The organism is Lacinutrix chionoecetis (genome assembly GCF_053604665.1).
The window spans coordinates 35646-62296 of record NZ_JBSHNQ010000085.1 but is presented as its reverse complement, the minus strand read 5'-3'; the positions used below and the strand labels follow the sequence as shown (position 1 = coordinate 62296).

At 33.0% G+C, this 26651-nt stretch carries 26 protein-coding genes; 20 read left to right on the top strand and 6 right to left on the bottom strand.

What is annotated here, in order from left to right:
* Window positions 1–2: 2 nt before the first annotated feature.
* Complete coding sequence (locus tag ACVC43_RS11630; RefSeq protein WP_452224697.1) at window positions 3–560, bottom strand: RNA polymerase sigma factor; 558 nt, start codon at window positions 558–560, stop codon at window positions 3–5.
* Window positions 561–843: 283 nt separating this feature from the next.
* On the opposite strand from ACVC43_RS11630, the gene lon reads away from it, so the two are divergent.
* The 9 genes from lon to ACVC43_RS11585 all read left to right on the top strand — a co-directional run bounded on the left by lon (window position 844) and on the right by ACVC43_RS11585 (window position 10291).
* Entirely contained in the window at window positions 844–3291 is a 2448-nt protein-coding gene (gene lon / locus ACVC43_RS11625) for an endopeptidase La (protein WP_452224696.1), read from the top strand.
* Window positions 3292–3293: 2 nt separating this feature from the next.
* Entirely contained in the window at window positions 3294–4565 is a 1272-nt protein-coding gene (locus tag ACVC43_RS11620; RefSeq protein WP_452224695.1) for a LysM peptidoglycan-binding domain-containing protein, read from the top strand.
* An 86-nt stretch (window positions 4566–4651) separates the two neighbouring features.
* Window positions 4652–5107, top strand: coding sequence for a LysM peptidoglycan-binding domain-containing protein (locus ACVC43_RS11615; protein ID WP_452224694.1), 456 nt, complete (start codon window positions 4652–4654; stop codon window positions 5105–5107).
* Between the two features lie 49 nt (window positions 5108–5156).
* The gene (gene porQ, locus ACVC43_RS11610) at window positions 5157–6176 is read left to right on the top strand and encodes a type IX secretion system protein PorQ (protein WP_452224693.1); all 1020 of its coding nucleotides are present in this window, start codon (window positions 5157–5159) and stop codon (window positions 6174–6176) included.
* Between the two features lie 93 nt (window positions 6177–6269).
* On the top strand, window positions 6270–7130 hold the full coding sequence (locus tag ACVC43_RS11605; RefSeq protein WP_452224692.1) for an alpha/beta fold hydrolase: 861 nt from the start codon (window positions 6270–6272) through the stop codon (window positions 7128–7130).
* Window positions 7131–7297: 167 nt separating this feature from the next.
* Window positions 7298–7993 carry a (d)CMP kinase gene (gene cmk, locus ACVC43_RS11600; RefSeq protein ID WP_452224691.1) on the top strand — a complete coding sequence of 232 codons (696 nt, stop codon included), beginning with the start codon at window positions 7298–7300 and terminating at the stop codon, window positions 7991–7993.
* 188 nt (window positions 7994–8181) lie between these two features.
* A complete protein-coding gene (locus ACVC43_RS11595; RefSeq protein WP_452224690.1) occupies window positions 8182–9129 on the top strand; it encodes an NAD(P)H-dependent flavin oxidoreductase in 948 nt (315 codons plus the stop codon).
* A gap of 142 nt (window positions 9130–9271) precedes the next feature.
* Window positions 9272–9835: a DUF4870 domain-containing protein gene (locus ACVC43_RS11590; RefSeq protein WP_452224689.1), complete on the top strand. Its 564-nt coding sequence runs from the start codon at window positions 9272–9274 to the stop codon at window positions 9833–9835.
* Between the two features lie 15 nt (window positions 9836–9850).
* On the top strand, window positions 9851–10291 hold the full coding sequence (locus ACVC43_RS11585; protein ID WP_452224688.1) for a hypothetical protein: 441 nt from the start codon (window positions 9851–9853) through the stop codon (window positions 10289–10291).
* Window positions 10292–10299: 8 nt separating this feature from the next.
* On the opposite strand, the gene ACVC43_RS11580 is transcribed toward ACVC43_RS11585, so the two are convergent.
* Window positions 10300–12396, bottom strand: a complete 2097-nt coding sequence (locus tag ACVC43_RS11580; protein WP_452224687.1) for a DUF3857 domain-containing protein — start codon at window positions 12394–12396, stop codon at window positions 10300–10302.
* Between the two features lie 99 nt (window positions 12397–12495).
* Here ACVC43_RS11580 and ACVC43_RS11575 point away from each other — a divergent pair, with 99 nt between their 5' ends.
* Window positions 12496–13767 (top strand): hypothetical protein, encoded by a 1272-nt coding sequence (locus ACVC43_RS11575; RefSeq protein ID WP_452224686.1) that lies wholly within the window; start codon window positions 12496–12498, stop codon window positions 13765–13767.
* A 326-nt stretch (window positions 13768–14093) separates the two neighbouring features.
* Entirely contained in the window at window positions 14094–15047 is a 954-nt protein-coding gene (locus ACVC43_RS11570) for a Fic family protein (protein WP_452224685.1), read from the top strand.
* A gap of 164 nt (window positions 15048–15211) precedes the next feature.
* Here ACVC43_RS11570 and ACVC43_RS11565 read toward each other — a convergent pair whose 3' ends face one another.
* Complete coding sequence (locus ACVC43_RS11565) at window positions 15212–15844, bottom strand: alpha/beta hydrolase (RefSeq protein WP_452224684.1); 633 nt, start codon at window positions 15842–15844, stop codon at window positions 15212–15214.
* Window positions 15845–15892: 48 nt separating this feature from the next.
* On the opposite strand from ACVC43_RS11565, the gene ACVC43_RS11560 reads away from it, so the two are divergent.
* From ACVC43_RS11560 to ACVC43_RS11540, 5 genes are all read left to right on the top strand, one after another.
* Window positions 15893–16318: a PaaI family thioesterase gene (locus tag ACVC43_RS11560; protein ID WP_452224683.1), complete on the top strand. Its 426-nt coding sequence runs from the start codon at window positions 15893–15895 to the stop codon at window positions 16316–16318.
* A gap of 3 nt (window positions 16319–16321) precedes the next feature.
* A complete protein-coding gene (locus tag ACVC43_RS11555) occupies window positions 16322–17449 on the top strand; it encodes a chorismate-binding protein (RefSeq protein WP_452224682.1) in 1128 nt (375 codons plus the stop codon).
* Window positions 17450–17534: 85 nt separating this feature from the next.
* Window positions 17535–19283 (top strand): 2-succinyl-5-enolpyruvyl-6-hydroxy-3-cyclohexene-1-carboxylic-acid synthase, encoded by a 1749-nt coding sequence (gene menD, locus ACVC43_RS11550; protein WP_452224681.1) that lies wholly within the window; start codon window positions 17535–17537, stop codon window positions 19281–19283.
* Between the two features lie 120 nt (window positions 19284–19403).
* A complete protein-coding gene (locus tag ACVC43_RS11545) occupies window positions 19404–19745 on the top strand; it encodes a DUF2853 family protein (RefSeq protein ID WP_452224680.1) in 342 nt (113 codons plus the stop codon).
* A 129-nt stretch (window positions 19746–19874) separates the two neighbouring features.
* Window positions 19875–20705, top strand: coding sequence for a CvfB family protein (locus ACVC43_RS11540; protein WP_452224679.1), 831 nt, complete (start codon window positions 19875–19877; stop codon window positions 20703–20705).
* 117 nt (window positions 20706–20822) lie between these two features.
* Here ACVC43_RS11540 and ACVC43_RS11535 read toward each other — a convergent pair whose 3' ends face one another.
* From ACVC43_RS11535 to ACVC43_RS11525, 3 genes are all read right to left on the bottom strand, one after another.
* Window positions 20823–21260, bottom strand: coding sequence for a hypothetical protein (locus ACVC43_RS11535; protein WP_452224678.1), 438 nt, complete (start codon window positions 21258–21260; stop codon window positions 20823–20825).
* 188 nt (window positions 21261–21448) lie between these two features.
* Window positions 21449–21871 (bottom strand): hypothetical protein, encoded by a 423-nt coding sequence (locus tag ACVC43_RS11530; protein WP_452224677.1) that lies wholly within the window; start codon window positions 21869–21871, stop codon window positions 21449–21451.
* A gap of 141 nt (window positions 21872–22012) precedes the next feature.
* Window positions 22013–22462 (bottom strand): hypothetical protein, encoded by a 450-nt coding sequence (locus ACVC43_RS11525; protein WP_452224676.1) that lies wholly within the window; start codon window positions 22460–22462, stop codon window positions 22013–22015.
* A 306-nt stretch (window positions 22463–22768) separates the two neighbouring features.
* Between ACVC43_RS11525 and ACVC43_RS11520 the strand changes: the two genes are divergently transcribed.
* The 4 genes from ACVC43_RS11520 (at window position 22769) to ACVC43_RS11505 (ending at window position 26651) form a co-directional block, all read left to right on the top strand.
* Entirely contained in the window at window positions 22769–23608 is an 840-nt protein-coding gene (locus ACVC43_RS11520; protein ID WP_452224675.1) for a 1,4-dihydroxy-2-naphthoyl-CoA synthase, read from the top strand.
* 9 nt (window positions 23609–23617) lie between these two features.
* Window positions 23618–24520 (top strand): 1,4-dihydroxy-2-naphthoate octaprenyltransferase, encoded by a 903-nt coding sequence (menA, locus tag ACVC43_RS11515; protein WP_452224674.1) that lies wholly within the window; start codon window positions 23618–23620, stop codon window positions 24518–24520.
* Between the two features lie 136 nt (window positions 24521–24656).
* The gene (locus ACVC43_RS11510) at window positions 24657–25691 is read left to right on the top strand and encodes an o-succinylbenzoate synthase (RefSeq protein ID WP_452224673.1); all 1035 of its coding nucleotides are present in this window, start codon (window positions 24657–24659) and stop codon (window positions 25689–25691) included.
* A 3-nt stretch (window positions 25692–25694) separates the two neighbouring features.
* Window positions 25695–26651, top strand: coding sequence for a CPBP family intramembrane glutamic endopeptidase (locus tag ACVC43_RS11505; RefSeq protein WP_452224672.1), 957 nt, complete (start codon window positions 25695–25697; stop codon window positions 26649–26651).

Here is a 26651-nt window from a genome sequence, read left to right as displayed (position 1 = left end):
TTTTAATCCATTAAGACTTGCATTTTTTTTCTTAAACTGTCTTTTGCTCGTGAAATTGTTGTGCGACAATTAGCGTTGGAAATTTTCATAATATCACTTATTTCTTCATAATCGAAACCTTCAATTAAATGAAGCGTTAAAGCAACCCGATAATTATCTTTTAATTGCTGCATGGTGTCTAATATCTGCTTTGCTTGTAGGTTAGTAAACTCATAATCTTCTGCAATACCACTCGTGTCTTCTACCTTATAAATAACGTTGTCTAAAGGGACTTCGTCAAACTTTGTACTTTTATTATAATGGTATATACTTTTATTAATAACTATGCGCTTTAACCAAGCACCAAACGTTTTAATTTCTTTTAAGGTATCTAACTTTGAAAAAGCCAGCAAAAAGGCATTTTGCATGACGTCTTCAGCTTCAAATTTATCCTTTACAATACGGTAAGCAGTATTATACATTGCTTTGTAATACCTATTGTACAATTCCAATTGCGCTAATTGGTTGTTGGTTTTACACAGCGCTACAAGCTGTTCGGTATTGTAATTGGTTACTGTCAATGGTTGTGGTTTGTTATACTAAAGATGCAAGTTAAATGAGTTTGTTACAGTTTTATAAAAGTTTTTTAAAAAACTTTTAATTTAAAAGTAAAAAGTTGTAAAGTTTAAACTTTCAACATAATAAAGATTGGCATATTAATTGAACTTTTAATAAAAGATACTCACACTTGATTGTTGATAATTAATTGATTGTCAGGGTATTTTAAAGTTTTATATATTAATTTTATAAATTGAAGATTGTGTGCTAAATTGTATTTGGTGACATAATGACGTAAATATACTTATGAAGAAATCTAATTTTATTAGTCTGGACAGTTTGTCATTGCAGGATTTTGACGGAAATTCTGAATTAATTCCTTTAATGACACCAGAAGACGAAGAGAAAATAAATAGCGAAGAATTACCAGAAACCTTACCAATTTTATCATTGCGTAATACGGTTTTATTCCCTGGTGTGGTAATACCAATTACAGCAGGACGCGATAAATCTATAACACTATTAAACGATGCTAATAAAGGTTCTAAGGTAATTGGAGTAGTAGCACAGAAAGATGAAGCGATAGAAGATCCTAAGGCTAAAGACATCCATACTATTGGTACAGTAGCCCGAATTTTAAAGGTGTTAAAAATGCCAGATGGTAATACAACGGTTATTATACAAGGTAAAAAACGTTTTAGTGTAGCCGAAGTTATAACAGAAGAGCCATACATTAATGCTACTATTCGAGAAGTTGCCGAAGCTAAACCAGCGAAAAAGAACAAAGAGTTTCAAGCAATTATAGACTCGATTAAAGACTTAGCACTTCAAATTATAAAGGATAGCCCAAACATTCCAAGTGAAGCCTCCTTTGCTATTAAAAACATTGAAAGCGATTCGTTTTTAATCAATTTTGTGTCTTCTAATATGAATTTGCCTGTAAAAGACAAGCAGAAGCTTTTAGAAACCAACGATTTAAAAACACGAGCGCTTGAAACCTTGAAGTTTATGAATACCGAACTTCAAAAACTGGAATTAAAAAACGATATCCAATCCAAGGTTCAAAGCGATATGAACCAGCAACAGCGCGAATATTTCCTAAATCAGCAAATGAAAACCATACAAGAAGAGCTTGGAGGTGGCAATGCTGAAGAAATGGAAGACATGAAAAAGCGTGCGAAGCAAAAGAAGTGGAACGAGAAAGTTAAAACACATTTCGATAAAGAATTATCGAAAATGCAACGCATGAATCCGCAAGTTGCAGAATATTCCATACAACGTAATTATCTCGATTTGTTTCTCGATTTACCTTGGAATGAGTTCAGTAAAGATAAATTCGATCTTAAACGTGCAAAAAAGATTTTAGACAGAGACCATTATGGTCTGGACGACGTTAAAAAACGTATTATAGAATATTTAGCAGTATTAAAATTACGTAACGATATGAAATCTCCAATTTTATGTCTTTATGGTCCTCCAGGTGTTGGTAAAACCTCTTTAGGAAAATCTATAGCAGAAGCTTTAGGACGAGAATATGTGCGTATGTCTTTAGGTGGTTTACGCGATGAAGCCGAAATTCGCGGACACCGTAAAACCTATATTGGTGCAATGCCAGGACGCATTATTCAGTCTTTAAAAAAAGCAGGTACGTCTAATCCAGTATTTGTATTAGACGAGATCGATAAATTATCTAATTCGCATCAAGGCGACCCATCGTCTGCCTTATTAGAAGTGTTAGATCCAGAGCAAAATAGTGAGTTTCACGATAATTTTTTAGAAATGGGTTACGACCTTTCTAAAGTTATGTTTATTGCGACCTCTAATAGCTTAAGCAACCTTCAGCCAGCATTACGCGACAGAATGGAAATTATAAATGTAACTGGTTACACGATAGAAGAAAAAGTGGAAATTGGTAAGCGTCACTTATTACCAAAACAGCTTAAAGAGCATGGCTTAGAAGATAAGCACTTAAAACTTGGTAAGCCACAATTAGAAAAAATTGTAGAAGGCTATACAAGAGAATCTGGTGTTAGAACTTTAGAAAAGCAGATTGCAAAAATGGTGCGTTACGCAGCAATGAATATTGCAATGGATGAGGATTACGATGTAAAAGTAACTAATGATACTGTTATTGAAGTTTTAGGTGGCCCAAAATTAGAACGTGATAAATACGAAAATAATGATGTTGCTGGTGTGGTTACAGGTTTGGCCTGGACAAGAGTTGGAGGCGATATTTTATTTATAGAATCTATTTTATCTAAAGGAAAAGGCACGCTTTCTATAACAGGAAACTTAGGGAAAGTCATGAAAGAATCTGCAACCATTGCTATGGAATATATAAAAGCAAATGCAGACGAATTTGGGATTAACACGGATGTTTTCGATAAATACAATGTACACATTCACGTGCCAGAAGGTGCAACACCTAAAGATGGCCCAAGTGCTGGTGTGACCATGTTAACTTCTTTAGTATCTTTGTTTACACAACGTAAAGTGAAAAAAAGTATTGCCATGACTGGCGAAATCACGCTGCGTGGTAAAGTGCTACCTGTTGGAGGCATAAAAGAAAAGATTTTAGCAGCTAAACGTGCAAGAATAAAAGAAATATTACTTTGCGAAGATAACAGAAGAGATATCGAGGAAATTAAGCAAGAGTATTTAAAAGGCTTAACATTCCACTACGTTACAGATATGAAAGATGTGTTAAAATTAGCCCTGACAAACAAAAAAGTTAAGAACGCTAAAAATTTATAAAAATGAAAATAATTGTATTTGGTCTATTCGGTTTATTATCTACAGGTATTTTTGCCCAAGAAATAGAAGAAGAGTTTCTTCCTATAGAAGTGGAGGGAAAGGAAGCCTTTATGTCCACCAAAACAGGAGAATATACGTTTTTAGAGCACGCAACAACAGATCCTGAGCAATTGGAAACTACTGCAAGCGGAGTCGTTTATACCGATATTTCGAGTTATACCATTAAAAAAGGTGAGACGTTATCTGCCATTGCAAAAAAAAATGATGTAACTGTTGGAGATATTAAAAAACACAATAAAGTTACCAGCTCAAACTTAAAAATTGGTTCCGAACTAAAAATTGTAAAAAAGCACCTTATAAAATCAAGTAGTCCTGTAATTAGTTATGCAGGCGAAAAGCAAATTATTGCCAGACTGCGTCCAGGTGAAACTCCAGGGCAATTTGCTGCGCCACCTTCGGTAGAGCAAATAGAAAATGAAGTTATTGAGACTAAAAAAACAGAAGAAAAGCCAAGAGCCAAGGTTCTTAAAGCCGAAGAAAATGTAAAGAATCCTATTTTTGGATTAGATAATACTAATGATACCGAAGAAGAGGAGAACATTAAAGATCTTTCTGAAGCTATTTCTGAAGAAGTCAATGAAGTGAAAACTGAGATTAAAGAAGAGGCTATAGTTGCTAATACACCAAAACAAGAAACTAAAAAAGAAAAATTAGCAAGGCTTAAAGTCGAAATGGAAGCTTTGGAAGCCGAATTAGAAGAACAACCTATTGAAGTTGAAGAGGAAACTGTTGTTGTAGAAGAAATGGAAGTAGCTACTCAAGAAGAACCAGCAGTAGTGATAGTTGAAAACATGCCAAGAAAGTTAGATGCTAAAACTATAAAAGAGATTAAAGAAACCAATGCGGAAGCTAAAATAGAGGAATCAGAAAGCGGTAAAAAAGTAATGGTCTTCGAGAACAAACCTAAAAATGAAGTTTCAACAGCAGAGAAAGCACAACGTGCTATAGCTGCTGTAAGAGAAACGGAAAAGAAAATAGAGGCTTCAAAAAACACAGAAATTTTAGAAGAGGAAAACATTGAAGTGGATAAAGACTCCGAAGAAAATGATGCAGATACTGGTTATTATACGGTGGAAAAAGGCAATTCGTTATGGAGTATTGCCAAAGAGCATAACATGACTGTAGATGCCTTAAAAAAGTTAAATAACTTAAAGAATAATAATCTTAGTGTTGGACAGAAACTTAAAGTTTCACCAAAAAATAACCCAAATTAATTAATATTTTTGCTAACGCAGAAATACAAGAATATCCTAATTTATATATGAAAAAACCGCTTCTGGCACTTGCATGCTTAATAAGCATGAGTGCATTCGCTCAGAACTCTGTTGTAGATGTTGTAATAGATGGCAAACCAGCAAAAATGAACACCACCACTGGTGTTTACACATTTACTAATGGAACGCCAAGTAGTTATAATACTTCTGTAAAAGTATCTGCAAATGTGGTCGATGGCTCTACACATACAGTAAGTAGAGGAGAAACACTTTATTCCATTGCCAACAAATATGGTATAAGCATGGCGCAGATTAAAAGTTTAAATAAACTTAAATCAAACACACTTAGTGTAAACCAAAAATTAAAAATCGGCTATAATGAAGCCGCTCAAATTGCCGATAAAACAACACATATAGTTAAAAAAGGCGAAACCTTATATAGCATTGCCAAAAATGCAAGTATCACAGTAGAAGCGCTTAAAGCAATTAATGGCTTAGAAAGTAACACAATAAGCGTTGGGCAAACGCTAAAACTAAAATAAAAAAGACATCTTAACGTTTTAAGATAGATTTAGTTACTTTTGCAGCTTTATGCTTAAAAAAATTGTCCCGTTTTACTTTATTTTATTCAGCTCCTTTTGCTTCGCGCAATTGGGTGGACAATCTACTTACCAGTTTTTAAATTTAGTGTCCTCGCCAAGACAGGCAGCTTTAGGTGGCAAAGTATTAACCAATGTCGATTGGGATGTAACGCAAGCACTCTATAATCCTTCCACCATTAATGTGGAAATGGATAACCAGTTTGCCCTTAATTATACAAGCTATTTAGGAGGTGTAAAATACGGTACAGCAGCTTATGCTTATACTGTAGACAGACGTGTGCAAACCTACCATGGAGGTATAACCTATATTAATTACGGTGATTTTGAAGGTTATGATGAAAACGGACAAGAAACAGGCTCATTCTCTGGGTCGGAGACTGCCCTGTCTTTAGGTTATGCAGCGCAAATAGGTTACAGCGATTTTTACGCAGGAGCAAACGTTAAACTTATTAATTCCAGTCTGGAGCAATACAATTCGCTTGGTGTGGCTACAGATTTAGCCATTTTGTATATAGACGAGCGTTTGGAGTTTCAGGGCACATTAGTGGTTAGGAATTTGGGAACACAAATTACCACATATGCAGACAGGCGCGAATCTTTGCCATTAGAAATAGATATAGGTTTGTCTCAAACCTTGGAAAACGTACCACTACGCTGGCATTTAACTTTCGAGAATTTACAACAATGGCCAATTGGCGAACCTAATCCAGCACGAGCAACAACAGATTTAGAAGGTAACCAAGAGCAGGAACGAGTAGGTTTTTTATCGCAAGTAATAAGACACACCATATTGGGAGCCGAGCTGTTTCCCAGCAAAGGGTTTAATATACGATTGGGTTATAATTTTAGACGTGCCGAAGAACTCCGCATCGAAGACCAACGTAACTTCTCTGGGCTTTCTGCTGGATTTTCTGTAAAGCTTAATAAAATGCGTTTTAGCTACACACACGCTAAATATACTGCTGCTGCAAACTCCAACTTCTTTGGTTTACAGATTGATTTGAGGTAGGTTCTGTTTGACTATGTTGTTATATTCTTCTAATTTGCTTTAAGACATAATTAACTGAAACGACTTTATATATTATATCTTTAAGGCAACATTATGAAAAAAGCCTGTTTCCTTTTAAGCCTAATTTTTGTTTTAGTTTCAAGTTCTTCTTGTACTGTGTTGCAATGGCGGAAATCTGATAAGGAAATTCAAGAAAATTTTAAGGATTTAAAAATTGATAGTAAAATTTCCTATGTTAAAGTGGATAGCCTTGACTTGAATGTTCGTATTCAAGAAATTAAGTCTGATACAAAAATTATTAATTTAGTTTTTATTCACGGAGCACCAAGTTCGCTTTCCACTTGGGAAGGCTATCTAAAGGATACGTCACTTATTGCAATGGCAAATATGTATGCTATAGATAGGCCAGGTTATGGTTACACAAATTTTGGAAAAGAAATGGCAACTATAGATGGACAAGCTAAAATATTTAGTGCCATTCTTAAAGCAAAAGGCTTAGACAATATAATTGCCATTGGCTCATCGTATGGTGGTCCTATTGCAGCGAGGGTAGGATTTTTAAACGCAAATGTTAAAGCTGTAGTCATGATTTCACCAGCAATAGACCCAAGCATTGAAAAAGATTTTTGGGTATCTCGGTTTACCCAATGGAAATTAACGAGGTGGCTGGTGCCAACTGCATATCGGGTGGCAGGAGACGAAAAGAAAATCCACGCAAAAGAACTGTCCTTAATTGAAACGGATTGGAAAAAACTTACAATTCCAGTTTTACATATTCATGGAGAAAACGACAAGATTGTACCCTATGAAAACGTGTATTTCAGCAAAAACAATTTCCAGAATATAGACGTTATTTCAATTCCAGATAAAGGACATGAGATTTCATTTAAAAATGTAGACCTTATCATACCACACGTAATTGAACTTATTCATCAAATAAAAGTCGCTAATTAAAAACAAAAAATAAATCTGCTATTTTGTTTTCAATTATTGATGATTATGCGTTTACCTCCTCAAAGTTTGCACCACATGGTTCAGAAGTATAAATTTTAAAAAACTTCCAAAAACGCAATTCATCATTTTCAATTTAATAATCTTATTTTTGCATTTCAAATTATAGTATGCAAAACATAACCATAGCCATAGACGGGTTTTCATCTACAGGAAAAAGCACAGTTGCCAAGCAGCTGGCTAAACATTTAGGTTACATTTATGTAGACTCTGGCGCCATGTATCGCGCAGTAACGCTGTTTACTATGCAACAGGGTTTTATTAGTAAAGACCATTTTAATGTTAATGGTCTGGTAGAAAAGTTGGGTGACATTTCCATCTCTTTTAAATTTAATCCGGATTTAGGTTTCGCAGAAGTCTATTTAAACGGTAAAAATGTTGAAAAAGAAATAAGAACCTTAGAAGTTTCAAGTTATGTAAGTAAAGTTGCAGCCATTCCAGAAGTGCGATACCAGTTGGTAAAACAACAGCAACAAATGGGAAAAGACAAAGGCGTGGTAATGGATGGCAGAGATATTGGCACCGTAGTATTTCCATACGCAGAACTAAAATTGTTTATGATTGCGTCTGCTGAAAAAAGAGCCAAGAGACGCTACGACGAATTAATAGAAAGAGGAGACGACGTCGATTACCAAGCGGTACTTAAAAACGTACAGGAACGTGATTATATAGATTCTAACAGAGAAGATTCTCCTTTGCGCAAAGCAGACGATGCTATTGAAATAGATAATAGCGATTTATCCTTAGAAGAACAGTTTCAGAAAGTTTTGCAATTAGTAAAAATGACATTTGAGGATTTGGAATAGTCTTCAGTTTTCAGCTTCCAGTCTTCAGTCTTAGTTTTATAGTGGAAGTATGTAATAGTGTTTCAAATACTTCTTATTCATAAAAACTATGCATGCATAATAAATATTCCTTATCTTTGTTATTGCTTTTTAAAAGCAGAAATTTTTAATTTAATTACAAATAATTCAAACCTTCGTTAAAAATAGCTATGCAAACCAAACTCACACAACTTCTAAACATAAAGTACCCAATTATTCAAGCACCAATGTTTTTGGTCTCTAACGTAGCCATGGTTACCGAGGCGATGAAAGGTGGCATTGCAGGTTGTATTCCTGCACTTAATTATAGAACTTTAGATGAGTTGCGTGCAGCACTCAAAGCATTAAAAGCGAATAAAGTGGAAGGTGGTTCTTTTGGGTTTAATTTAATTGTAAATAAATCTAATCCAAAATACAAAGGACAGTTAGAAGTGATTTGCGAAGAAGGCTGCGATTTTATTATCACATCCTTAGGAAGCCCAGAAGAAACTATAAAGCAAGCACACAAAGTTGGTATTAAAGTATTTTGCGATGTAACCGATTTACGTTTCGCCGAAAAAGTACAGCAGTTAGGTGCAGATGCTGCCATTGCTGTTAATAGTGAAGCTGGAGGACACAGAGGTAATTTGTCGCCAAAGGATTTAACCAATTTGTTAAGTGAGAAATTAACGATTCCAGTAATTTCTGCAGGTGGAGTGGGTTGTAAGGCAGACATCGATAAAATGATTAGTTATGGAGCCGAAGGCGTAAGTGTTGGTAGTCCGTTTATAGCATCGATAGAAGCAGGTGTTACAGACGACTACAAGCAAGCTTGCGTAGATTATGGAGCGGATGATATTGTGATGACACAACGTATTTCTGGTACACCATGTACAGTGATTAATACACCTTATGTTCAAAAAATAGGTACTAAAGAATCGTGGATTGAATCGGTTTTAAATAAAAATAAGAAATTGAAAAAGTGGGTAAAAATGATTCGTTTTTCAATAGGTATGAGAGCCACAGAAAAGGCCGCTAAAGGAGCTACTTATAAAACTGTCTGGGTTGCTGGACCAAGTATTGAGCATACAAAAGCTATATTACCGGTTAAGGATATTATTGCTAACCTTGTAAACTAAAATCTTATTGTTAAGTTATTGTATTTAAAAGTACTGTTTTATTGACTTGGGCAGGAATGTCGTATAAATGTCGTAAACTAACCGTTACCAAAAGCTGTGGTTATTTATAGTTTTGTTTCAAACTAAAATTAAAAACCCTATTATGAAAACTATTGGAAACAAAATTAAAGACATAAGAAAAAGAAAAGGATATTCTCAGGAAGAATTAGCGGAATATTCTAAAGTTAATTTAAGAACAATACAGCGTATTGAAAATAATAAAAGCGAACCTCGTGGCACCACTTTAAATTTAATATGCACCGCTTTAGATATTACCACAGAAGATATTTTTGATTATGGCAAACAAGACAATGTAAACTACTTAGTGCTTTTTCATTTATCTGTACTTTCTTTTATTATTATCCCATTAGGAAATATTATTCTTCCTCTAATCTTATTCTTTTCTAAAAAAGATAAAATAAATGGTCTAAACAGTCTTGGTGCAAATGTTCTAAATTATCAAATAGTATGGACAGTATTAACTTATGCGTGTTTAATTTTTTATCTGTATGTTAAAATCACCCACATTTCAGGTTATAAATGGATAGCATATGTGTTTTTTGCGCTGTATCTTACCAATATAATTGTACCAGTTAGTCTGGCAATAGTTACCAATAAAAGAAAAACAACGGTCAAGTATCCATCAATAGTTTCAATTATTAAATAATACTAATAGCATGTAATGGCAATATCTAATAAAATTGTACTAAGAGTATTATTAGCAATTGCCATAGGTTTTCTATTACTTTTTGGCTTCGTTATTTTTTCAATATTATATGAATCGAAAAAGGATATTTCAACTAAAATGCCTTTTGCTAAGGTTTTAAATATTCCGCAAGAAGTTAAAAGGGTGAGTACCATTAGATGGAATAAAAACAACTTGAGATTTAGCAACTATGCTTTAGTTGTTAACGAAGCATCTTATTATAATGAGGACGATGTAAAGTCGGTAAAAATTTATGAGCCTGGCGACAAAATTACCTTTCACGCAGCAAAAACCTATTACAGTATTCATGTAGACAGAACCTATTATTTAATAGGAAGAGATACCTTAGATACTGGAGAAGTTATAGAGTTTGAATATTATTATTCACCAAGCAATACTGCGGTATTGTGGAGATAAAATAAGGATTACTCGCGCCTAACACGATAGAACAAAAAGTAAATAAGCGCAAACAAAGCGCATACTATTAACGCAGCATAAATAATGGTTTTAAAAAATGAACCCAGATTATCTGTTAAGTTATCCATATCATTAAAACCATCGAGATTCGCTACATTTTTAGGAATAAAAATAGTGTAACCCAAAGAGCTGTTAACCTTATTAGCGTCTTTAATATAAGTGCTTAAATCTTTACTTTCTAAATAGTCTTTTTGAAATTTCAAGTAGTAACTAATATCCAGAACTTTTGTACGATCGTTGTATTTAACTTCGTCTGAATAATAAAAAGCATCAGAGCTTATAACTTGATCATCCTTCTCTATAGCCCAAGATTCTGGTAAATGCACTTTTATTTTATGTTCTTTAACGGCTGGATAATACATGTCGATTTCTGCATGACGTTCAGTTTTATTAGGAACATAAAGCAAACTTTGTAGTGTAGTTGGAGCAAAATAGGCAGCGATGTAGCCTTTTTTATCTTCCATTGGGCTCCAAAGGCTATCAATTTTATATTCTTCGATAACAGTAAACGTATTGTCTTTTAAATTATCGGTGATTTCAGGATTTTTAGTCGCTTCAATATCGAAGTAGTAATTAGAATAAAATTTTTCGTATTCCTTGGCAATAGCATTAATACTGTTGTTTTTAAAATAATTACGCATGCCATCGGCTTCATTTTCATGATAAACAGATTTCACCTTTAACGTAGCGCCTTTACCAACAGCCTCGAGGATATATTCGTCCAGAACTTCAACTTTATTGTCTGCTCCATTATATATGGTGTCGAAAGCTGTGTTGTTTGGTTTTAAAACTAAACCATACTTATAGTTTGGAAAATACACTTTTTCATACGTGCCACCTTGATTAGTAATTGTTGGGTCGTACCATAATTCTCTTTCATCCATTGCAATAACTTTAACCACACAATGATCGAAGAAAATTGGTGATGGTAAAATTTCGGTAATGGTATGTTTAAGCGATGTGTTTACTAACATTGGGTAGGCTTCAATACCCATTTCGTTTAGCATGGTCGTCATCATTAAACTTTTGTCTTTACAATCGCCAAAACGTTGCTCAAACACTTTATTAGGTGTAAACGGTTTATAAGCACCAATACCATCTTCTAAACCCAAATACCTGATATCGTTTTGTACAAAATCTAAAGTAGCTTTAATTTTTTCACCTTCTGTGGCGTTTTCTTCTTCAATGTTTTTAATCTTGCTTTGTAAGGCTTTATTAGGTTTTTCAGATAAAGTATAAGTATCAATTCCCCAATTTACAACCTCTGCCCAACTATTGTAATCACTAACAAAAACAGTTTCAGCATCTAATTTCCATGCTGGTGAATTGTCCTCATAAACAATTTTTTTTGTGTTTTTATTATTCCAGAAATAAGTGGTTAAACCATTTTGAGTGCTAATTTCTGGTTCAAGGCTGGTATTAAAAGCTTTGTAATTTAGTGGTCCATTAGAAAACAGTGTTACACTAATTTGCCCAACAGGTTCGTAGTTAGTGAAATAATAGGAATGAGAAAACTTTCCTTTATGAATAGGGTTAAATCCAGAAACCGTATAACTATAAACTACAATATCGTCTGCTCTAACATCCGAAAGATGAAGAACAGCAGTCATTGAGCCATCGTATAAATTGTTTTCGGCATTTGTTTCACGCCTTAAAACCTGAAAGTTTTTTGGTTGTAATTTATCTATCGTTTCATCACCTCTTACAATATAAATTTCATGAAATTCTAAACTTTGATAAGTAGGGTCGTAATCCACACTAATGGTAGAAGCTTCCTGGACACCAACATTATCGGTAATCTTTGTTACAAATTTAGCATACACTTTCTCTTTCGGGATATCTGCCTGATAGTCGTAGAGTAGAACAGTGGTGCCTTGAGTAATATCGTCTGCATCAATAGCAGGCGTTAAGCTATAATCTATAGTATTAATCCAATCCGGAACTGCACTTGTTGCTACCTGTGCGTAAGACAACAGCGTAAAAGAAAAGGCCAATAATAGATTTAAAATAGATTTTTTTCGCATTGGTAATGATAATTTTTGCAAATGTAAATTTTTAATGCTGAATAAGTTAAAAACTATTTAAAAAGAACAACCTTTTCTCATATTTAGTCTTTATTTTTACTTTTAAATTTTAAGGCGACAATGAAAAAAATAGGAATGCTTTTTATACTTTTTTTAGTAGTATTTATACTATTACTTTATTGGTCGCTATCCAGTACAGATAAAGAATTCGATACCGCAAAACTTGTAAATATCGATAATATTGAGACTTTTAATTTTAAAAATGTCGATTCCGTACTCATTACTGCCAGTACATTATATAAAGCCGATGAGATAAAACGCATCATGCAAGGCGAACAATACCGTAAAGCATGGGAAACACCAATTAAAGTACCTGTTGTTTATTTAGATTCTCTTAAAGGTGGTATGGAGATAATAAAAAAAGGAGGCGGCAAACAAACGCATTCGTTAAAGTTATCCTCTCCTAAGGGTATAGAATATACACTTAGGTCTATTAACAAAGATCCGCAGGCGCTTATACCTGAGTTTGCGCGTACTTTAGGGTTAGAAAATATCGTGGTCGATGGTATTTCGGCACAACACCCTTATGGTGCAGTTTTGGCTTCTAAACTTGCTAAGGCTGCCAACATATTAAGCACCAATCCAAAAGTGGTGTTTGTACCCAAGCAAAAAATTCTTAAAGAGTATAATGCCGAATTTGGAAACCGCTTGTTTCTGTTAGAGTATGAAACCGATAGCCATAAAAACTGGACAAAATACAGTGGCGTAAAAGAAATTATTGATACAGACGATTTACAGAAACTAAAATTAAAACCCGAAAACAACGTACATATAGACAAACCCATGCTTATACGTGTGCGCTTATTCGATCTTTTAATTGGTGATTGGGACAGGCACGCAAAACAGTACGGTTGGGTACTGCAAAAGGACGGTAACAATTACACAGCCATTCCGTTAGCAGGCGATCGTGATAATGCTTTTTTTAATACTGAAGGCATAATACCTTCTATTTTATCTAACAGACACACCGTTCCAGAATTGCAATCTTTTGAAAAAGATATCGATTTTATGCCAGGCCTTGTATATCCTTTCGATAGTTATTTTTTAATTAATACAGACGAGAAATTATTTATAGCTGAAGCTGAAAAACTACAGAAGCTATTAAGCGATGAGGTGTTAAATGATGCATTAAGCGTTTGGCCAGAAGACATTAGAAAATTAGATGGCAACGACATTATGGAAAAAATAAAAGCCAGAAGAGCAGATTTAATAATGTATGCTAAGGAACTTAAAAAAGAAATTGACAATAAAGGCTTAGTAACAAAAGCCCTTAAAGGGTCAGAAAAATTAGACTTGCCAAAGGAATTATTGCAATGTTTTGATTGTAATTAAGACTTGACTTTCTCAAAAAAATAGTCGAACTTCGTTTAACGTCTGATATAAGTCATTAAAAAACGACGTCATATCAGCGAGCATTAAACGAACTTTTGTCTTTTCTTGTTTATATTCTAATTTAATGAATTGTAAACTTAAGACGTTCAAACTCAATAACTACTGAATTCCCTATCGGAAATTCAGCCTTTTTAATTAAATTAGTTGCTGAAACACGCAACTAACCATACACAAAACCGTTAGGTCCAATTAAAAAAATCCGTTTCATAACATAATTCTGGTTAAATGATTGTATTTTTGATAGTATCAAATGATAGTATCAACAAATGAAACCACCTTACGAAATAACCTCTTCTATTTTAAAATTAATAACCTCTATCTCAGAGAAAATAGGAGAAGTAAATGCGAATTTATTAAACCGACCTTCACCGAAATTGAGAAAACAGAATAGAATCAAAACTATTCATTCTTCTTTAAAAATAGAAGGAAACACACTTACAGAGGAACAAATAACAGCACTTCTTGAAAAGAAAAGAGTTGTTGGTCCTAAAAAAGATGTTCTTGAAGTTTTAAATGCAATCAAAATCTATGAAAATTTAGAAGATTACAAACCTTCTAATGAAAAATCCTTTTTAAAAGCACATCAAAACTTAATGGAAGGTCTAATTGAAAATTCTGGAAAATATAGAAATCAAAGTGTCGGAATTGTAAAAGGCTCAAATGTTGAGCATTTAGCACCACCTTTTGGAAATGTGCCATACTTAATGAAGGATCTTTTTGAATACTTAAAAAAATCTGATGAAATTGAATTAATTAAAAGTTGTGTTTTTCATTACGAAATGGAATTTATACATCCATTTTTAGATGGAAATGGCCGAATGGGAAGATTATGGCAAACTTTAATTCTAATGGAAAAATATCCAATATTTGAATTTTTGCCTTTTGAAACTCTAATTAGTAACGACCAAGAAAAATATTACAAAGCCTTAGCTGAAAGTGATAAATATGGAAAGTCAACTAAGTTTATTGAATATATGCTCAGCGTAATTGACATTTCAATAAGTCAATTATTAGATTTTAATAATCGAACTTTAACTGAAAAAGATAGATTAGAATATTATGTTTCATTAAATAAAACTGAATTTACAAGAAAAGATTATATGGATATTTTTAAAGACATTTCTTCAGCAACTGCGAGTAGAGATTTAAAGAAAGGAACTGAATTGGATTTATTTGAAAAAATAGGAGAAAAAAATAAGACAGTCTATCGTTTAAAATAACTGGGCACAACACCGTGTATAATTAATTGCTTTGGCAAGTGCTTATTTGGAAAATTCCTTCGGAATTTTCTCTGGTTCGTATTTGTTTGCTAATTTAGTTGCTTAACCACGTAACTAACCATACACAATCACGTTAAACGAACTTTCTAAAAAAGTAACCACAACTAAACCAACCCATTAATAATTTCCACATTCACCACATGCTTGCCATTAAAAGGCATAATGGTTACCTCTTTTCCAAACAATTCCTGAGCACGTTTCGTTTCGTAAGTAATTCTTTCGGCATTTAAATACTCGTCTTCAGTGCCATAAACCAAAGACACTTTAGCTTTTAAAAACTCAAAATCTTCAGCAATTAATTCTTTTGGTAAACCACCAGAATGCAACACCAATTGCGCGCATTGTAATTGTCGGTTTTTAATATAACGCGTGGCAACGCTAACACCTTGCGAATAGCCAAAAATAATCAGGTTTTTATCTTTAGGAATTTGCTCTTCGGCAAAAATAGCATCAAAATAAGTCATGATATTTTGGGTTTCTTCTAAAGTGTTTTCTTTAGTTAACCAGCTTGCTCCAACATGTTTAAATCCGTGTTGGTAATATAAACTGGGTGCCTGAGGAGCAATAATATAATTTTCGTCTGGATTTAAATTCTTAAAATAACGAATAAAGTATTTGCTTAAATAGCCCATGCCATGGCATACAAACCACACATTTTTTGTGTTTTCTGTTACATTATTTAAAGTAGAATAAGGTTTTTTGGTTGTGTAAAATATTTCCTTTTGGGTAGATTGCATTGCGTGTTATGTTTCGTATTTTTGAAGTCATAAAAATACAGTAAATAGATGAGTTTATCTAAAACCGAAATGCTTGCTCAAGCAAATGCAGCAAGCAAAAACACATTAATGGAAACCTTAAACATTGAAATGGTAGATTTTGGAGACGATTTCTTAGTTGCCAGAATGCCTGTAACACCAAGAGTTCATCAGCCAGATGGTGTGTTACATGGAGGCGCTACTGCTGCATTAGCAGAAAGCGTTGGGAGTTTTGCCTCGCATATTTTTACAAACACCGATGAGATGTTTGTACGCGGTTTAGAGATAACTGCCAACCATTTAAAAAGTGTTAAAGAAGGCTTCGTTTATGCTAAAGCAAGCTTTTTGCATAAGGGCAGAACGACACAATTATTAGATATTCGCGTAACAGACGAAGACGATAATTTAGTATCCATTTGTAGATTATCCACTATTTCTTTACCAAGAAAAAAGTAGTACATGTCTGATAATAATTTTGTTGAAATTGCTCAAAATCATTTTAACGATGCTTTACCTTTTGTACTTTACAGGAAGCCTAAAGCTAAGGTGTTAAAAGGGTTGTTTCAAAATAATGATACTGTTTATACAACAGAAAACCTTACAGAAAGTGGCTTTGTTTTCGCACCTTTTGAAACTGAAAAACAGACCGTTTTAATTCCGGCAAACCAATCTCATTTATTAGAAACTGAAACTATTACTCTTGAAACTGTACATAACCCATCCGAAGCTCCAATGGAGACCTCGAATAATAATTTGGTTGAAGAAAAGACAAATCATATTAACTTGGTTTTAAAAGCTACAGAAGCTATTGAAAACGGGCTGTTTAAAAAAGTAGTTATTTCAAGACAAGAAAACGTTAGGCTCATAGAGAGCAATCCAATTCAACTCTTTAAGCGACTGTTGTCGCTGTACAGTACAGCATTTGTATATTGTTGGTATCACCCAAAAATAGGGCTATGGCTTGGCGCAACACCAGAAACATTATTAACTGTAACGGGAAACCAGTTTACCACTATGGCTCTGGCAGGTACACAAAGCTATAAAGGTGAGGAGAATCCAGAATGGAACAGTAAGGAAACCGAAGAACAGCAATACGTAACCGATTTTATTGTGGATAGTTTAAATCCGTTATCAGAACAATTAAAAGTTGGTGATCTTAAATCTGTTAAAGCCGGTAATTTGTTACATTTAAGAACGCCTGTTTCAGGTGTTTTAAAATCAAATTTAAAAGCAGTCATCGATGCTTTACATCCAACTCCAGCTGTTTGTGGCATGCCAAAACAAGTGGCGAAGCAATTCATTTTAAAAAATGAAAATTATAACCGTGAGTTTTACACTGGTTTTTTAGGAGAGCTAAATATTAAAGAAACAACCACTCGAAATACTAACCGTAGAAATGTTGAAAACAACGCTTATAATGCTGTAAAAACGGTTTCTAATTTGTTTGTTAATTTACGTTGCATGCAATTAACAGATGTTAGTGCAACTATTTATGTTGGTGGTGGTATAACTAAAGCTTCTAATGCTGAAAAAGAATGGCAGGAAACGGTAAATAAAAGTGAAACCATGAAAAAGGTCTTGTTTTAATTCGGTTTAAAATGGTCTATTTCGTATTTTTGATTAATACTTTTTTTCAATTTTAAAAAGATTTCCATTGTCATGGAAAGTTTGCATGAAATACCCAAAAATTCCACTCGCACAAACCGTTGTAGTGCTTTGCAAAGCTAAAAATATACAGCATATTGTATTATCTCCAGGTAGCCGGAATGCGCCTTTAACTATAGGGTTTACTCACAATCCTTTTTTTAAGTGTTATAGTATTGTAGATGAGCGCTGTGCAGCCTTTTTTGCTATGGGAATTGCGCAGCAAATACAACAGCCAGTTGCGGTGGTTTGCACTTCTGGTAGCGCATTATTGAATTATTATCCAGCTATAGCAGAGGCCTTTTATAGCAATATACCACTGGTGGTTTTAAGTGCAGACAGACCTAAATATTTAGTGGGTATTGGAGATGGGCAAACCATTAATCAGGAAAATGTTTTCGAGAATCATATTTTATATTCAGCCAATTTAAAACAGGATTTAGACGAAAAGAACAAGTTTGAAAAAGAGGAGTTACCCATAATTAAAAACATAGAAAACAAACTTGAAAAGTATCTTGGCTTACAGCAATCCATTCAGCAGTACAATGAAGAGGAATTAAATAAAGCCATTAATATTTCGATATTAGAAAAAGGACCAATACACATTAACGTACCATTTAACGAGCCTTTGTACGATATGGTTAATACATTATCCGTGTCTCCAAAAGTAATTTCACCAGTTAAAAAGGAAATTAATATTGAAAACTTTGACGATTTTGTTAATACGTGGAATTCAAGTAAACGCAAATTAGTTTTAGTAGGCGTAAATACACCCAATACTGTAGAACAAAAATACCTTGATATTTTAGCAAAAGATGAAAGTGTGTTAGTATTAACAGAAACGACTTCCAATCTGCATCATGAGCGTTTTATTCCAGGAATTGATAAATTAATTGGAGCTTTAAATACAGAGGAATTCGAGCAATTACAACCAGATATTTTATTAACATTTGGAGGTTTAGTTGTATCTAAAAAAGTCAAGAAGTTTTTACGCAGCTACAAACCAAAACATCATTGGCACGTGGGTTTAAATACTGCAAACGACACTTATTTTGCCTTAAACAAAGTGTTTAAGCTACCTATAAACACGTTTCTTTCTCAATTTTTGAGTAAAACCAAATGGTTACAAAGTAATTACAATACCTTTTGGTTGAATGAGTTTAAAGGGAGGCGCAAGCGGCATGATCGCTATATGGAAAGCATTCCGTTTTGCGATTTTAAAGTGTTCGAGTATTTTTTAAAAAGTCTTCCTGTTGGTTCTCATTTGCAAGTTGGTAACAGCTCTGCAATTCGTTATACTCAGCTTTTTGATTTAAACCATAGTATAGAGGTGTTTTGCAACAGAGGTACAAGTGGCATAGATGGTAGTACAAGTACAGCTATTGGTGCAGCGTTGGCGACAAATAAACAAACTATACTAATAACTGGAGATTTAAGTTTTATTTACGACAGCAATGCGCTTTGGAACAATTATATTCCTAATAATTATAGAATGCTTGTTGTAAACAATGGAGGTGGAGGAATTTTTAGAATTTTGCCGGGACATAAAAACACTGATAATTTCGATGAGTTTTTTGAAACCAAACATAATCTCTCTGCCAAACAATTGTGCGACATGTACGGGTTTAAATATGAAGCAGCTAAAAACGCACAGGAACTATCTACAGCTTTAGAAACATTTTATATGGAAGATAACAGTCCTAAATTACTTGAGGTGTTTACACCAAGTATAATTAATGATACCATTCTCTTAGAGTATTTTAATGCAATTAAGTAATTAACCGATAGATTTTTCCGTTTATCGATATTGAAGTTAGAATTTATGAAACCAGTTAATTTATTAGTGTAAAAATATTGTATATTTAAGTGATTTTAAAAACAACTTAAAACTATAATTATGAGTAAAAGAGATGACCTAATTGCAAAATATGCTGCAGATTTAAAAGATAAATGTGGTACCAAACCGGATATGGATTTTTTAACTAAAGTTACAATTGGTTGTGGACCATCTATTTATAATAAAGATGCTGCAACGGTTTCAGGATCAGACCAAAGTGAGTTGGATACTGTAAAAAATAATTTCTTAATCAAGAAATTAGGATTAAAAGATAGTGCAGATTTAGATAAAGCAATCGATTCTGTAATGGAGAAATATGGTCGTTCGAACAAAAATAAATACAGAGCTGTTGTTTATTATTTATTAGCAAAGCACTTTAAAAAAGAATCTGTTTACAAATAGGATTGATTTACAACAAATAAAAAAGCGTTATAACATGAGTTGTAACGCTTTTTTAATATTTCGCTTATTTTAAAAATAATATTAAGGCTCTAATTAAAAAATACAATTCATTTAACTTATTTTTGTCACATGATAAATATTGGAGAATTTAATACATTAGAAATACTTAGAGATACCGAACCAGGTATGTTTTTAGGAGACGAAGATGGTAATGAAGTGTTATTGCCAAACCGTTATGTAGAAGATGTTTTTAAAGTTGGAGACGATGTAGAAGTTTTTATCTATTTAGATAATGAGGAGCGTTTAGTAGCAGTTACGGATGAACCCTACATAACTAAAGGTGATTTTGCAGTCTTACGTTGCAATGCAGTGAATGCGGTTGGTGCCTTTCTGGATTGGGGCATGGTAAAAGAATTATTTTGCCCATTTAAAGAACAGGCATTTCCAATGAAAAAAGGTGGCTGGTATTTGGTGCACTGTTACTTGGATGAAAAAACCGAACGATTGGTGGCTTCCAGTAAAACAAATCAGTTTTTAGATAATACAGACCTAACTGTTTCAGAGTTTGATGAGGTCAATTTAATTGTCTCTCATCCAAGTGATATAGGTATGAATGTTATTGTTAACAAGCAACATACAGGCTTAATATACAAGGATAATATTTTTCAAGAACTAAGTGTTGGAGACCGTTTAAAAGGGATTGTTAAAAAAATTCGTCCTGGCAATAAATTGGATATTACCTTAGGGCAAATAGGTTATAGAAATATAGAGCCAAATGCTGAAAAAATTCTAAAAATTTTAGAAGACAATTCAGGATATCTACCACTACATGATAAGTCTTCTCCAGAAGCAATTAAAGAGGCGTTAGAAATGAGCAAGAAGAATTTTAAAAAAGCAATTGGGACTTTGTACAAACAAAAGCAAATAACTATTGAAACCGACGGGATTAGGTTAAATTAATTGTATTTGCTATGCAGTAAACACCTTAAAGTTTATTAGCTCTAAAAAAAGAAAACCGCTTCACTACACTAATAGCAAAAGCGGTTTCTTACAAATAATTCGAAGGGATTCTATATATTAATTATTAATTTGTGTCATTTCTTTTTCAACTATGGATTTTGACCATCTATAAGCCTCTTCCAAGCAACTAAAATCTTGATAGGGTAACGTGCAAAAATGACGTTCTAAAGAGGTGTTTTTACTGTTAATATCTAAATAGGTTACCGCGCAATACGATTTAATATTTTTCATAAAAACTTGAAAATTAGTAAAATCTAATGGAGAAAGTGAAAAGTCGTTTACTCTGTTAGAGATATAACCAAATAAACCACGACCGTTATAAAACAAATTTATTCTTTCGGTTAGGTGATTGGCGGCCTCCATATCTACATGTTCGCCTTCATTGATTTCGGAGATTACCACATTATCTAAAAAATATAAAACACCGATATCGTGTTTATAAATTTCAACAATTTTATTGCTTAATTGCGATTGGTTCACATTGATTTTTAGCATAATTTTATTTAAATTAACACTTCAAAATTAAGTATTTAAAATGCTTAAAATAAGTGGTTTGTAATAAGTATTAGTGATTGTGTAATAAACGGGTTTGTGTAATTTGAAATTAAAAAAAAAGCTGTCAATCATTAGTTAGGTTTAATGATTTAACAGCTATCATAAGTAGTTTAGTTTGGGTAAAAATATTATGCGCTAATCGATTTAAAATTAGCAATATTATTATTTGTCCAAGAAATAGCATCAGCTATTTTATAAACTATATGAAATGGTTTGTGTGAAAATCGTTTTTCTATTTGCACATTCATTTGGTCGAAGCGATTATCATACAAAACAGCACAAAAAGAAATAATATTTTCTATTTCTACGCTATAATTAGCAAAGTCCATTGGAGAAACGGAAAATTGATTAATCCTGTTAGAAACATATCCAAAAGGTTTATTGTAATAAGAATTAGCTATTTCAAAAAATTCTTGAGAAGATTCTAAATCTATGTGGACACCCTCTCTAATTTCTGCAATAATGGCATTTTTTAAAAAGTAAAAGTCTCCAATAGAAAGATGATGAGTTTCCTTAACACACTCGAAAAGTGGTGAATCTACTATTTTCATTTTGAGGGTTTTATAGATGATTAATAACTCTACAAAATTATATTACTTCATACTTTTTAAAGAACTTGAGTTAGCGCTCTATTAAATTGACGACGAAATGCACAAAAAATAAGACAAATAGATTATTTTGTAAGTTATAAACTACAAATTATGGTGTTTTATGTATTTCACAGCACTATTTTCACTTTGCGCATTAATATAGCTATTTATCTGGTTATAAGCACTTTTAAGACTATCAAAATTTTTATATGGCATTTCACAGAACTGTTGCTCAATACGCATATTTATAGCATCATTATATTTATAGGATACTACTGCAAAGAGTTCTAAATTCCCAACGGCTCTGGTTAGTTTAGAATAATCTAAGGCTTGTATTGAATAAGAATTTATTCTGTTAGATAAATATCCAAAAGATTTATTGCAGTAGAAATCTTTAATAGTCATGATGAGATTATAGGCAGATTCATAACAAAAGTGTTCGCCTTCTTTTATCTCTGTTATTGCCAGGTGTTTAAACAGGTATAGCTTACCTATGTCGAATTTATGACTTTCTATGACGTCACAAAAGAAATCAGAATCCTTTACTTTCATTATAAATTTTATTGATTAATAGCATAACAAAACTACAACTTTGCTAAAAAGTCTAATCATAGGTAGCATATATAAACCCGCACACGTTAAAAAGACAGGATTTCTCGTTAATTAACGTAGTTTAGAAAGTTTTTTCCTACTTTTTTTGAAATTAATATTCTCTATATCTTCTGGGAATTAGAGGTAGAGCTATGTTATAAGACAACACTATGAGATAAATTGGATTAATTTTAACAATTAATAGATAATGCACTTATAGTAAAAACAAAATTGTTTATTTTTAAAAACTCAAATTTAAATTAATATATGAGTGAGATTAAATGGGTGAAAGCCAAAGACTACGAAGATATTACATACAATAAAGCCAACGGCGTTGCAAGAATTGCATTTAATAGACCAGATGTTAGGAATGCTTTTAGACCAAAAACAACTAAAGAACTTTATGATGCATTTTACGATGCACAGGAAGACACTTCTATTGGAGTAGTATTATTGTCTGCCGAAGGTCCTTCGACTAAAGATGGTATATATTCATTTTGCTCTGGCGGTGACCAGAAAGCACGAGGCCACCAAGGTTACGTTGGTGAAGATGGTTATCACAGACTAAATATTTTAGAAGTGCAGCGTTTAATTCGTTTTATGCCTAAAGCAGTAATAGCTGTCGTTCCGGGATGGGCAGTTGGTGGCGGTCACAGCTTACATGTGGTTTGCGATTTAACTTTAGCAAGTAAGGAACATGCTATTTTTAAGCAAACAGATGCTGATGTTACGAGCTTTGATGGTGGATATGGATCTGCATATCTTGCAAAAATGGTCGGACAAAAAAAAGCAAGAGAGATTTTCTTTTTAGGCAGAAACTATTCTGCTCAAGAAGCTTACGAAATGGGAATGGTGAATGCGGTAATCCCTCATAACGATTTGGAAACCACAGCTTACGAATGGGCACAGGAAATTTTGGAAAAATCGCCAACCTCTATAAAAATGCTAAAATTCGCAATGAATTTGACAGACGATGGTATGGTGGGCCAGCAAGTATTTGCAGGTGAAGCTACACGATTGGCATACATGACAGATGAAGCAAAAGAAGGTCGTGATGCCTTTTTAGAAAAAAGAAAGCCAAACTTCCCAAAACAGTGGATTCCATAACTTAAGCCGATGAAGAATATTTACATATGGCTTTCGGCAATAAGAGTGCGTACGCTACCATTGTCTATTTCCGGTATTATTGTAGCTGGATGTCTGGCAGAATATAATGGTGTCTTTAATTGGCAAATATTTCTCTTGGCTATTGCTACTACTATTAGTTATCAAATTCTTTCAAACTTAGCAAACGATTATGGTGATGCAGAAAAAGGCACAGACAATGATGAGCGCATTGGCCCTGAGCGAGCAATACAAAGTGGAAGCATTACACCAGACGAAATGTTTCATGCTATTAGAATGAATATATTAATTTGTATAGTGCTTACTGTTGGACTTATATTTTCTGCCTTTGGTTCTAAGCATTTATTATTAGCGCTATTGTTTTTTGCCATAGCAGGATTCGCAGTACGCTCTGCAATTAAATATACTATGGGTAGTAAAGCCTATGGTTACAAAGGTTTAGGAGATATTTATGTGTTTTTGTTTTTTGGTATTGTTAGTGTTTTAGGCTGTTATGTATTATTCGCAAAAGAATTTGATCATGTTGCTGTACTACCAGCAATAGCAATTGGATTGCTAAGTGCTGGAGTTTTAAACTTAAATAACATGCGGGATATTGAAACCGATTTAAAAAGTAATAAAATAACTACAGCGGTAAGGTTAGGAAAAGAAAAAGCAAAAAAATATCATTATTTTTTGATTATATCAGCTATAGTAGTTTCATTTTTATTTGGTATTTTGTACTATGTTTCGCCATTTAATCTCGTGTTTTTTATAGCGTATATACCTTTATTAATGCACCTAAAACGTATAAAGGCTATTAAAAATTTAAAAGATTTCGATCCTGAGTTAAAAAAACTGGCGTTAACTACGGTTTTATTAGCTATTTTACTTGGTGTTGGGCATTTGATTTAAATCGAAAATATTTAATACATGATTTTAGAAATTCAATGTTTTTATTAAAAATGCTATTTCTCTTTTAAAAGCGGTTTTTATATTGCTTTAATTCAAATTATAGAATAGCTTCTAAAAAGATTGTTAAGTAATAAGAATGAAAGCTACTTACCACAAATACATTCTCAATTTTAAACAACCCAGCGGTACATCTCGAGGTATTTTAAAAACTAAAGAAACCTGGTTTATTATTATTAAAACTGAAGATAAACAGGGTGTTGGTGAATGCGGTATTTTACGAGGTCTATCTATTGATGATAGAGATGATTACGAAGCGCAACTAAAATATACATGTACAAATATTGAAAAAGGTTTACCTTTTTTATTAGTTGAAAATATTGAATTTCCAAGCATTCAAATAGGTTTGGAAATGGCATTTAAATCGTTGCAGACTGAAGATAATTTTAGTTTATTTCCTTCAGAATTTACAAAAGGAAACGATGCTATCGCAATAAACGGTTTAATTTGGATGGGCTCTAAAACTTTTATGAAACAACAAATAAATGATAAAATTGAAGCAGGCTTTAAATGCATCAAATTAAAAATTGGAGCCATTGATTTTAATACAGAACTTGATTTATTAAAGAGTATAAGAAAGCAGTTTAGCGAAGCCGATATAGAAGTTAGAGTGGATGCTAATGGTGCGTTTAACACTCATGATGCTTTAGAAAAATTAAAAAGGCTTAGCGAATTTAAACTCCATTCAATAGAACAACCTATAAAACCAAAACAATATCAGGAAATGGCTTTATTGTGCGAGCAAACACCTTTGCCTATTGCTTTGGACGAAGATTTAATTGGAGTATTTACTAAAGAGAAGAAGGGAAATCTATTGCAAACTGTAAAACCGCAATACATTATTTTGAAACCAAGTTTTATAGGTGGATTTGTGGGAACTGACGAGTGGATAACTTTAGCCAATAAATGCAAGACAGGTTGGTGGATAACCAGCGCATTAGAAAGTAATGTCGGGTTAAATGCTATAGCACAATATACCTATCTTAAAGATAATACAATGCCGCAAGGCTTAGGCACTGGAGGATTATTTACCAATAATTTTTCATCACCATTACAAGTAAAAAATGGTACATTGCAATACAATATTAACAAAAACTGGAATTTTAATTTATAGATTATGTATATAGCTCAAGCGTTCAACGTATTACACGATTGGTGGAGGTATTTAATAGGAATAGTGGTGGCCATTATAGGCGTTTTTATTTTCTCAATACCACATTTTGCAGCCGTTTTTGTTAAAAGAATGGAAGCAGAGGTCGATTTAACACGCCTTGACGATATGAATTATTTATTGTCTCTATTCGACTCGAATACCAACTTAATATTTATATTGTTACCCTTTGCTGGAGGTTTAATTTTCTTATTATTTATAGTAAAATTGCTTCATAAACAAAGTATTACCAGTTTAACAACAGTGCGTCCTAAAACGGATTGGAAGCGTATCTGGTTTGCTTTTTTCTTTTGGGGTATTATATCTTCTGGAATGGTCTTGTTAGATTATTATTTATCTCCAGAGAATTATTTAGATAATTTTGAGCTTAACAGGTTCTTATTACTTGCTGTGATCGCTATAGTGTTAATCCCATTCCAAACCAGTTTCGAAGAGTACCTGTTTAGAGGGTATTTAATGCAAGGGATAGGTGTTATTGCAAAGAATAAATGGGTTCCTTTAGTTATTACTTCAGTTATTTTTGGGCTTTTACATATTGCAAATCCAGAAGTGGAGAAGTTAGGTTATGTAATTATGGTGTACTACATAGGTACAGGATTATTTTTAGGTATTATAACTTTAATGGATGATGGATTGGAACTGGCTTTAGGTTTTCATGCTGCCAACAATTTGTTTACTGCATTGCTTGTTACTGCAAATTGGACAGCATTTCAAACACATTCCGTTTTTAAAGATATTGCAGAACCAGACGTTGGTTTTATAGACTTAACGCTTCCTGTATTTATAATTTTCCCTATATTATTATTTATATTTAGTCGTGTTTATAAATGGACGAATTGGAAAGAGAAGCTCTTCGGAAAAGTTACCCAACCACCAAAAGAAAATTATAAAATTTTAGAGTAA

Bases quoted from the DNA above. Each gene is read 5' to 3' on its own strand.
- ACVC43_RS11590 (WP_452224689.1), top strand. From the start codon at position 9,272: ATGAAAACTATTGGAAACAAAATTAAAGACATAAGAAAAAGAAAAGGA.
- ACVC43_RS11520 (WP_452224675.1), top strand. From the start codon at position 22,769: ATGAGTGAGATTAAATGGGTGAAAGCCAAAGACTACGAAGATATTACA.
- ACVC43_RS11570 (WP_452224685.1), top strand. From the start codon at position 14,094: ATGAAACCACCTTACGAAATAACCTCTTCTATTTTAAAATTAATAACC.
- ACVC43_RS11555 (WP_452224682.1), top strand. From the start codon at position 16,322: ATGTCTGATAATAATTTTGTTGAAATTGCTCAAAATCATTTTAACGAT.
- ACVC43_RS11530 (WP_452224677.1), bottom strand. From the start codon at position 21,871: ATGAAAATAGTAGATTCACCACTTTTCGAGTGTGTTAAGGAAACTCAT.
- ACVC43_RS11560 (WP_452224683.1), top strand. From the start codon at position 15,893: ATGAGTTTATCTAAAACCGAAATGCTTGCTCAAGCAAATGCAGCAAGC.
- ACVC43_RS11605 (WP_452224692.1), top strand. From the start codon at position 6,270: ATGAAAAAAGCCTGTTTCCTTTTAAGCCTAATTTTTGTTTTAGTTTCA.
- ACVC43_RS11620 (WP_452224695.1), top strand. From the start codon at position 3,294: ATGAAAATAATTGTATTTGGTCTATTCGGTTTATTATCTACAGGTATT.
- ACVC43_RS11575 (WP_452224686.1), top strand. From the start codon at position 12,496: ATGAAAAAAATAGGAATGCTTTTTATACTTTTTTTAGTAGTATTTATA.
- ACVC43_RS11615 (WP_452224694.1), top strand. From the start codon at position 4,652: ATGAGTGCATTCGCTCAGAACTCTGTTGTAGATGTTGTAATAGATGGC.
- lon (WP_452224696.1), top strand. From the start codon at position 844: ATGAAGAAATCTAATTTTATTAGTCTGGACAGTTTGTCATTGCAGGAT.
- menA (WP_452224674.1), top strand. From the start codon at position 23,618: ATGAAGAATATTTACATATGGCTTTCGGCAATAAGAGTGCGTACGCTA.
- ACVC43_RS11525 (WP_452224676.1), bottom strand. From the start codon at position 22,462: ATGAAAGTAAAGGATTCTGATTTCTTTTGTGACGTCATAGAAAGTCAT.
- cmk (WP_452224691.1), top strand. From the start codon at position 7,298: ATGCAAAACATAACCATAGCCATAGACGGGTTTTCATCTACAGGAAAA.
- ACVC43_RS11535 (WP_452224678.1), bottom strand. From the start codon at position 21,260: ATGCTAAAAATCAATGTGAACCAATCGCAATTAAGCAATAAAATTGTT.
- ACVC43_RS11595 (WP_452224690.1), top strand. From the start codon at position 8,182: ATGCAAACCAAACTCACACAACTTCTAAACATAAAGTACCCAATTATT.
- porQ (WP_452224693.1), top strand. From the start codon at position 5,157: ATGCTTAAAAAAATTGTCCCGTTTTACTTTATTTTATTCAGCTCCTTT.
- ACVC43_RS11585 (WP_452224688.1), top strand. From the start codon at position 9,851: ATGGCAATATCTAATAAAATTGTACTAAGAGTATTATTAGCAATTGCC.
- ACVC43_RS11545 (WP_452224680.1), top strand. From the start codon at position 19,404: ATGAGTAAAAGAGATGACCTAATTGCAAAATATGCTGCAGATTTAAAA.
- ACVC43_RS11540 (WP_452224679.1), top strand. From the start codon at position 19,875: ATGATAAATATTGGAGAATTTAATACATTAGAAATACTTAGAGATACC.
- ACVC43_RS11565 (WP_452224684.1), bottom strand. From the start codon at position 15,844: ATGCAATCTACCCAAAAGGAAATATTTTACACAACCAAAAAACCTTAT.
- menD (WP_452224681.1), top strand. From the start codon at position 17,535: ATGAAATACCCAAAAATTCCACTCGCACAAACCGTTGTAGTGCTTTGC.
- ACVC43_RS11505 (WP_452224672.1), top strand. From the start codon at position 25,695: ATGTATATAGCTCAAGCGTTCAACGTATTACACGATTGGTGGAGGTAT.
- ACVC43_RS11510 (WP_452224673.1), top strand. From the start codon at position 24,657: ATGAAAGCTACTTACCACAAATACATTCTCAATTTTAAACAACCCAGC.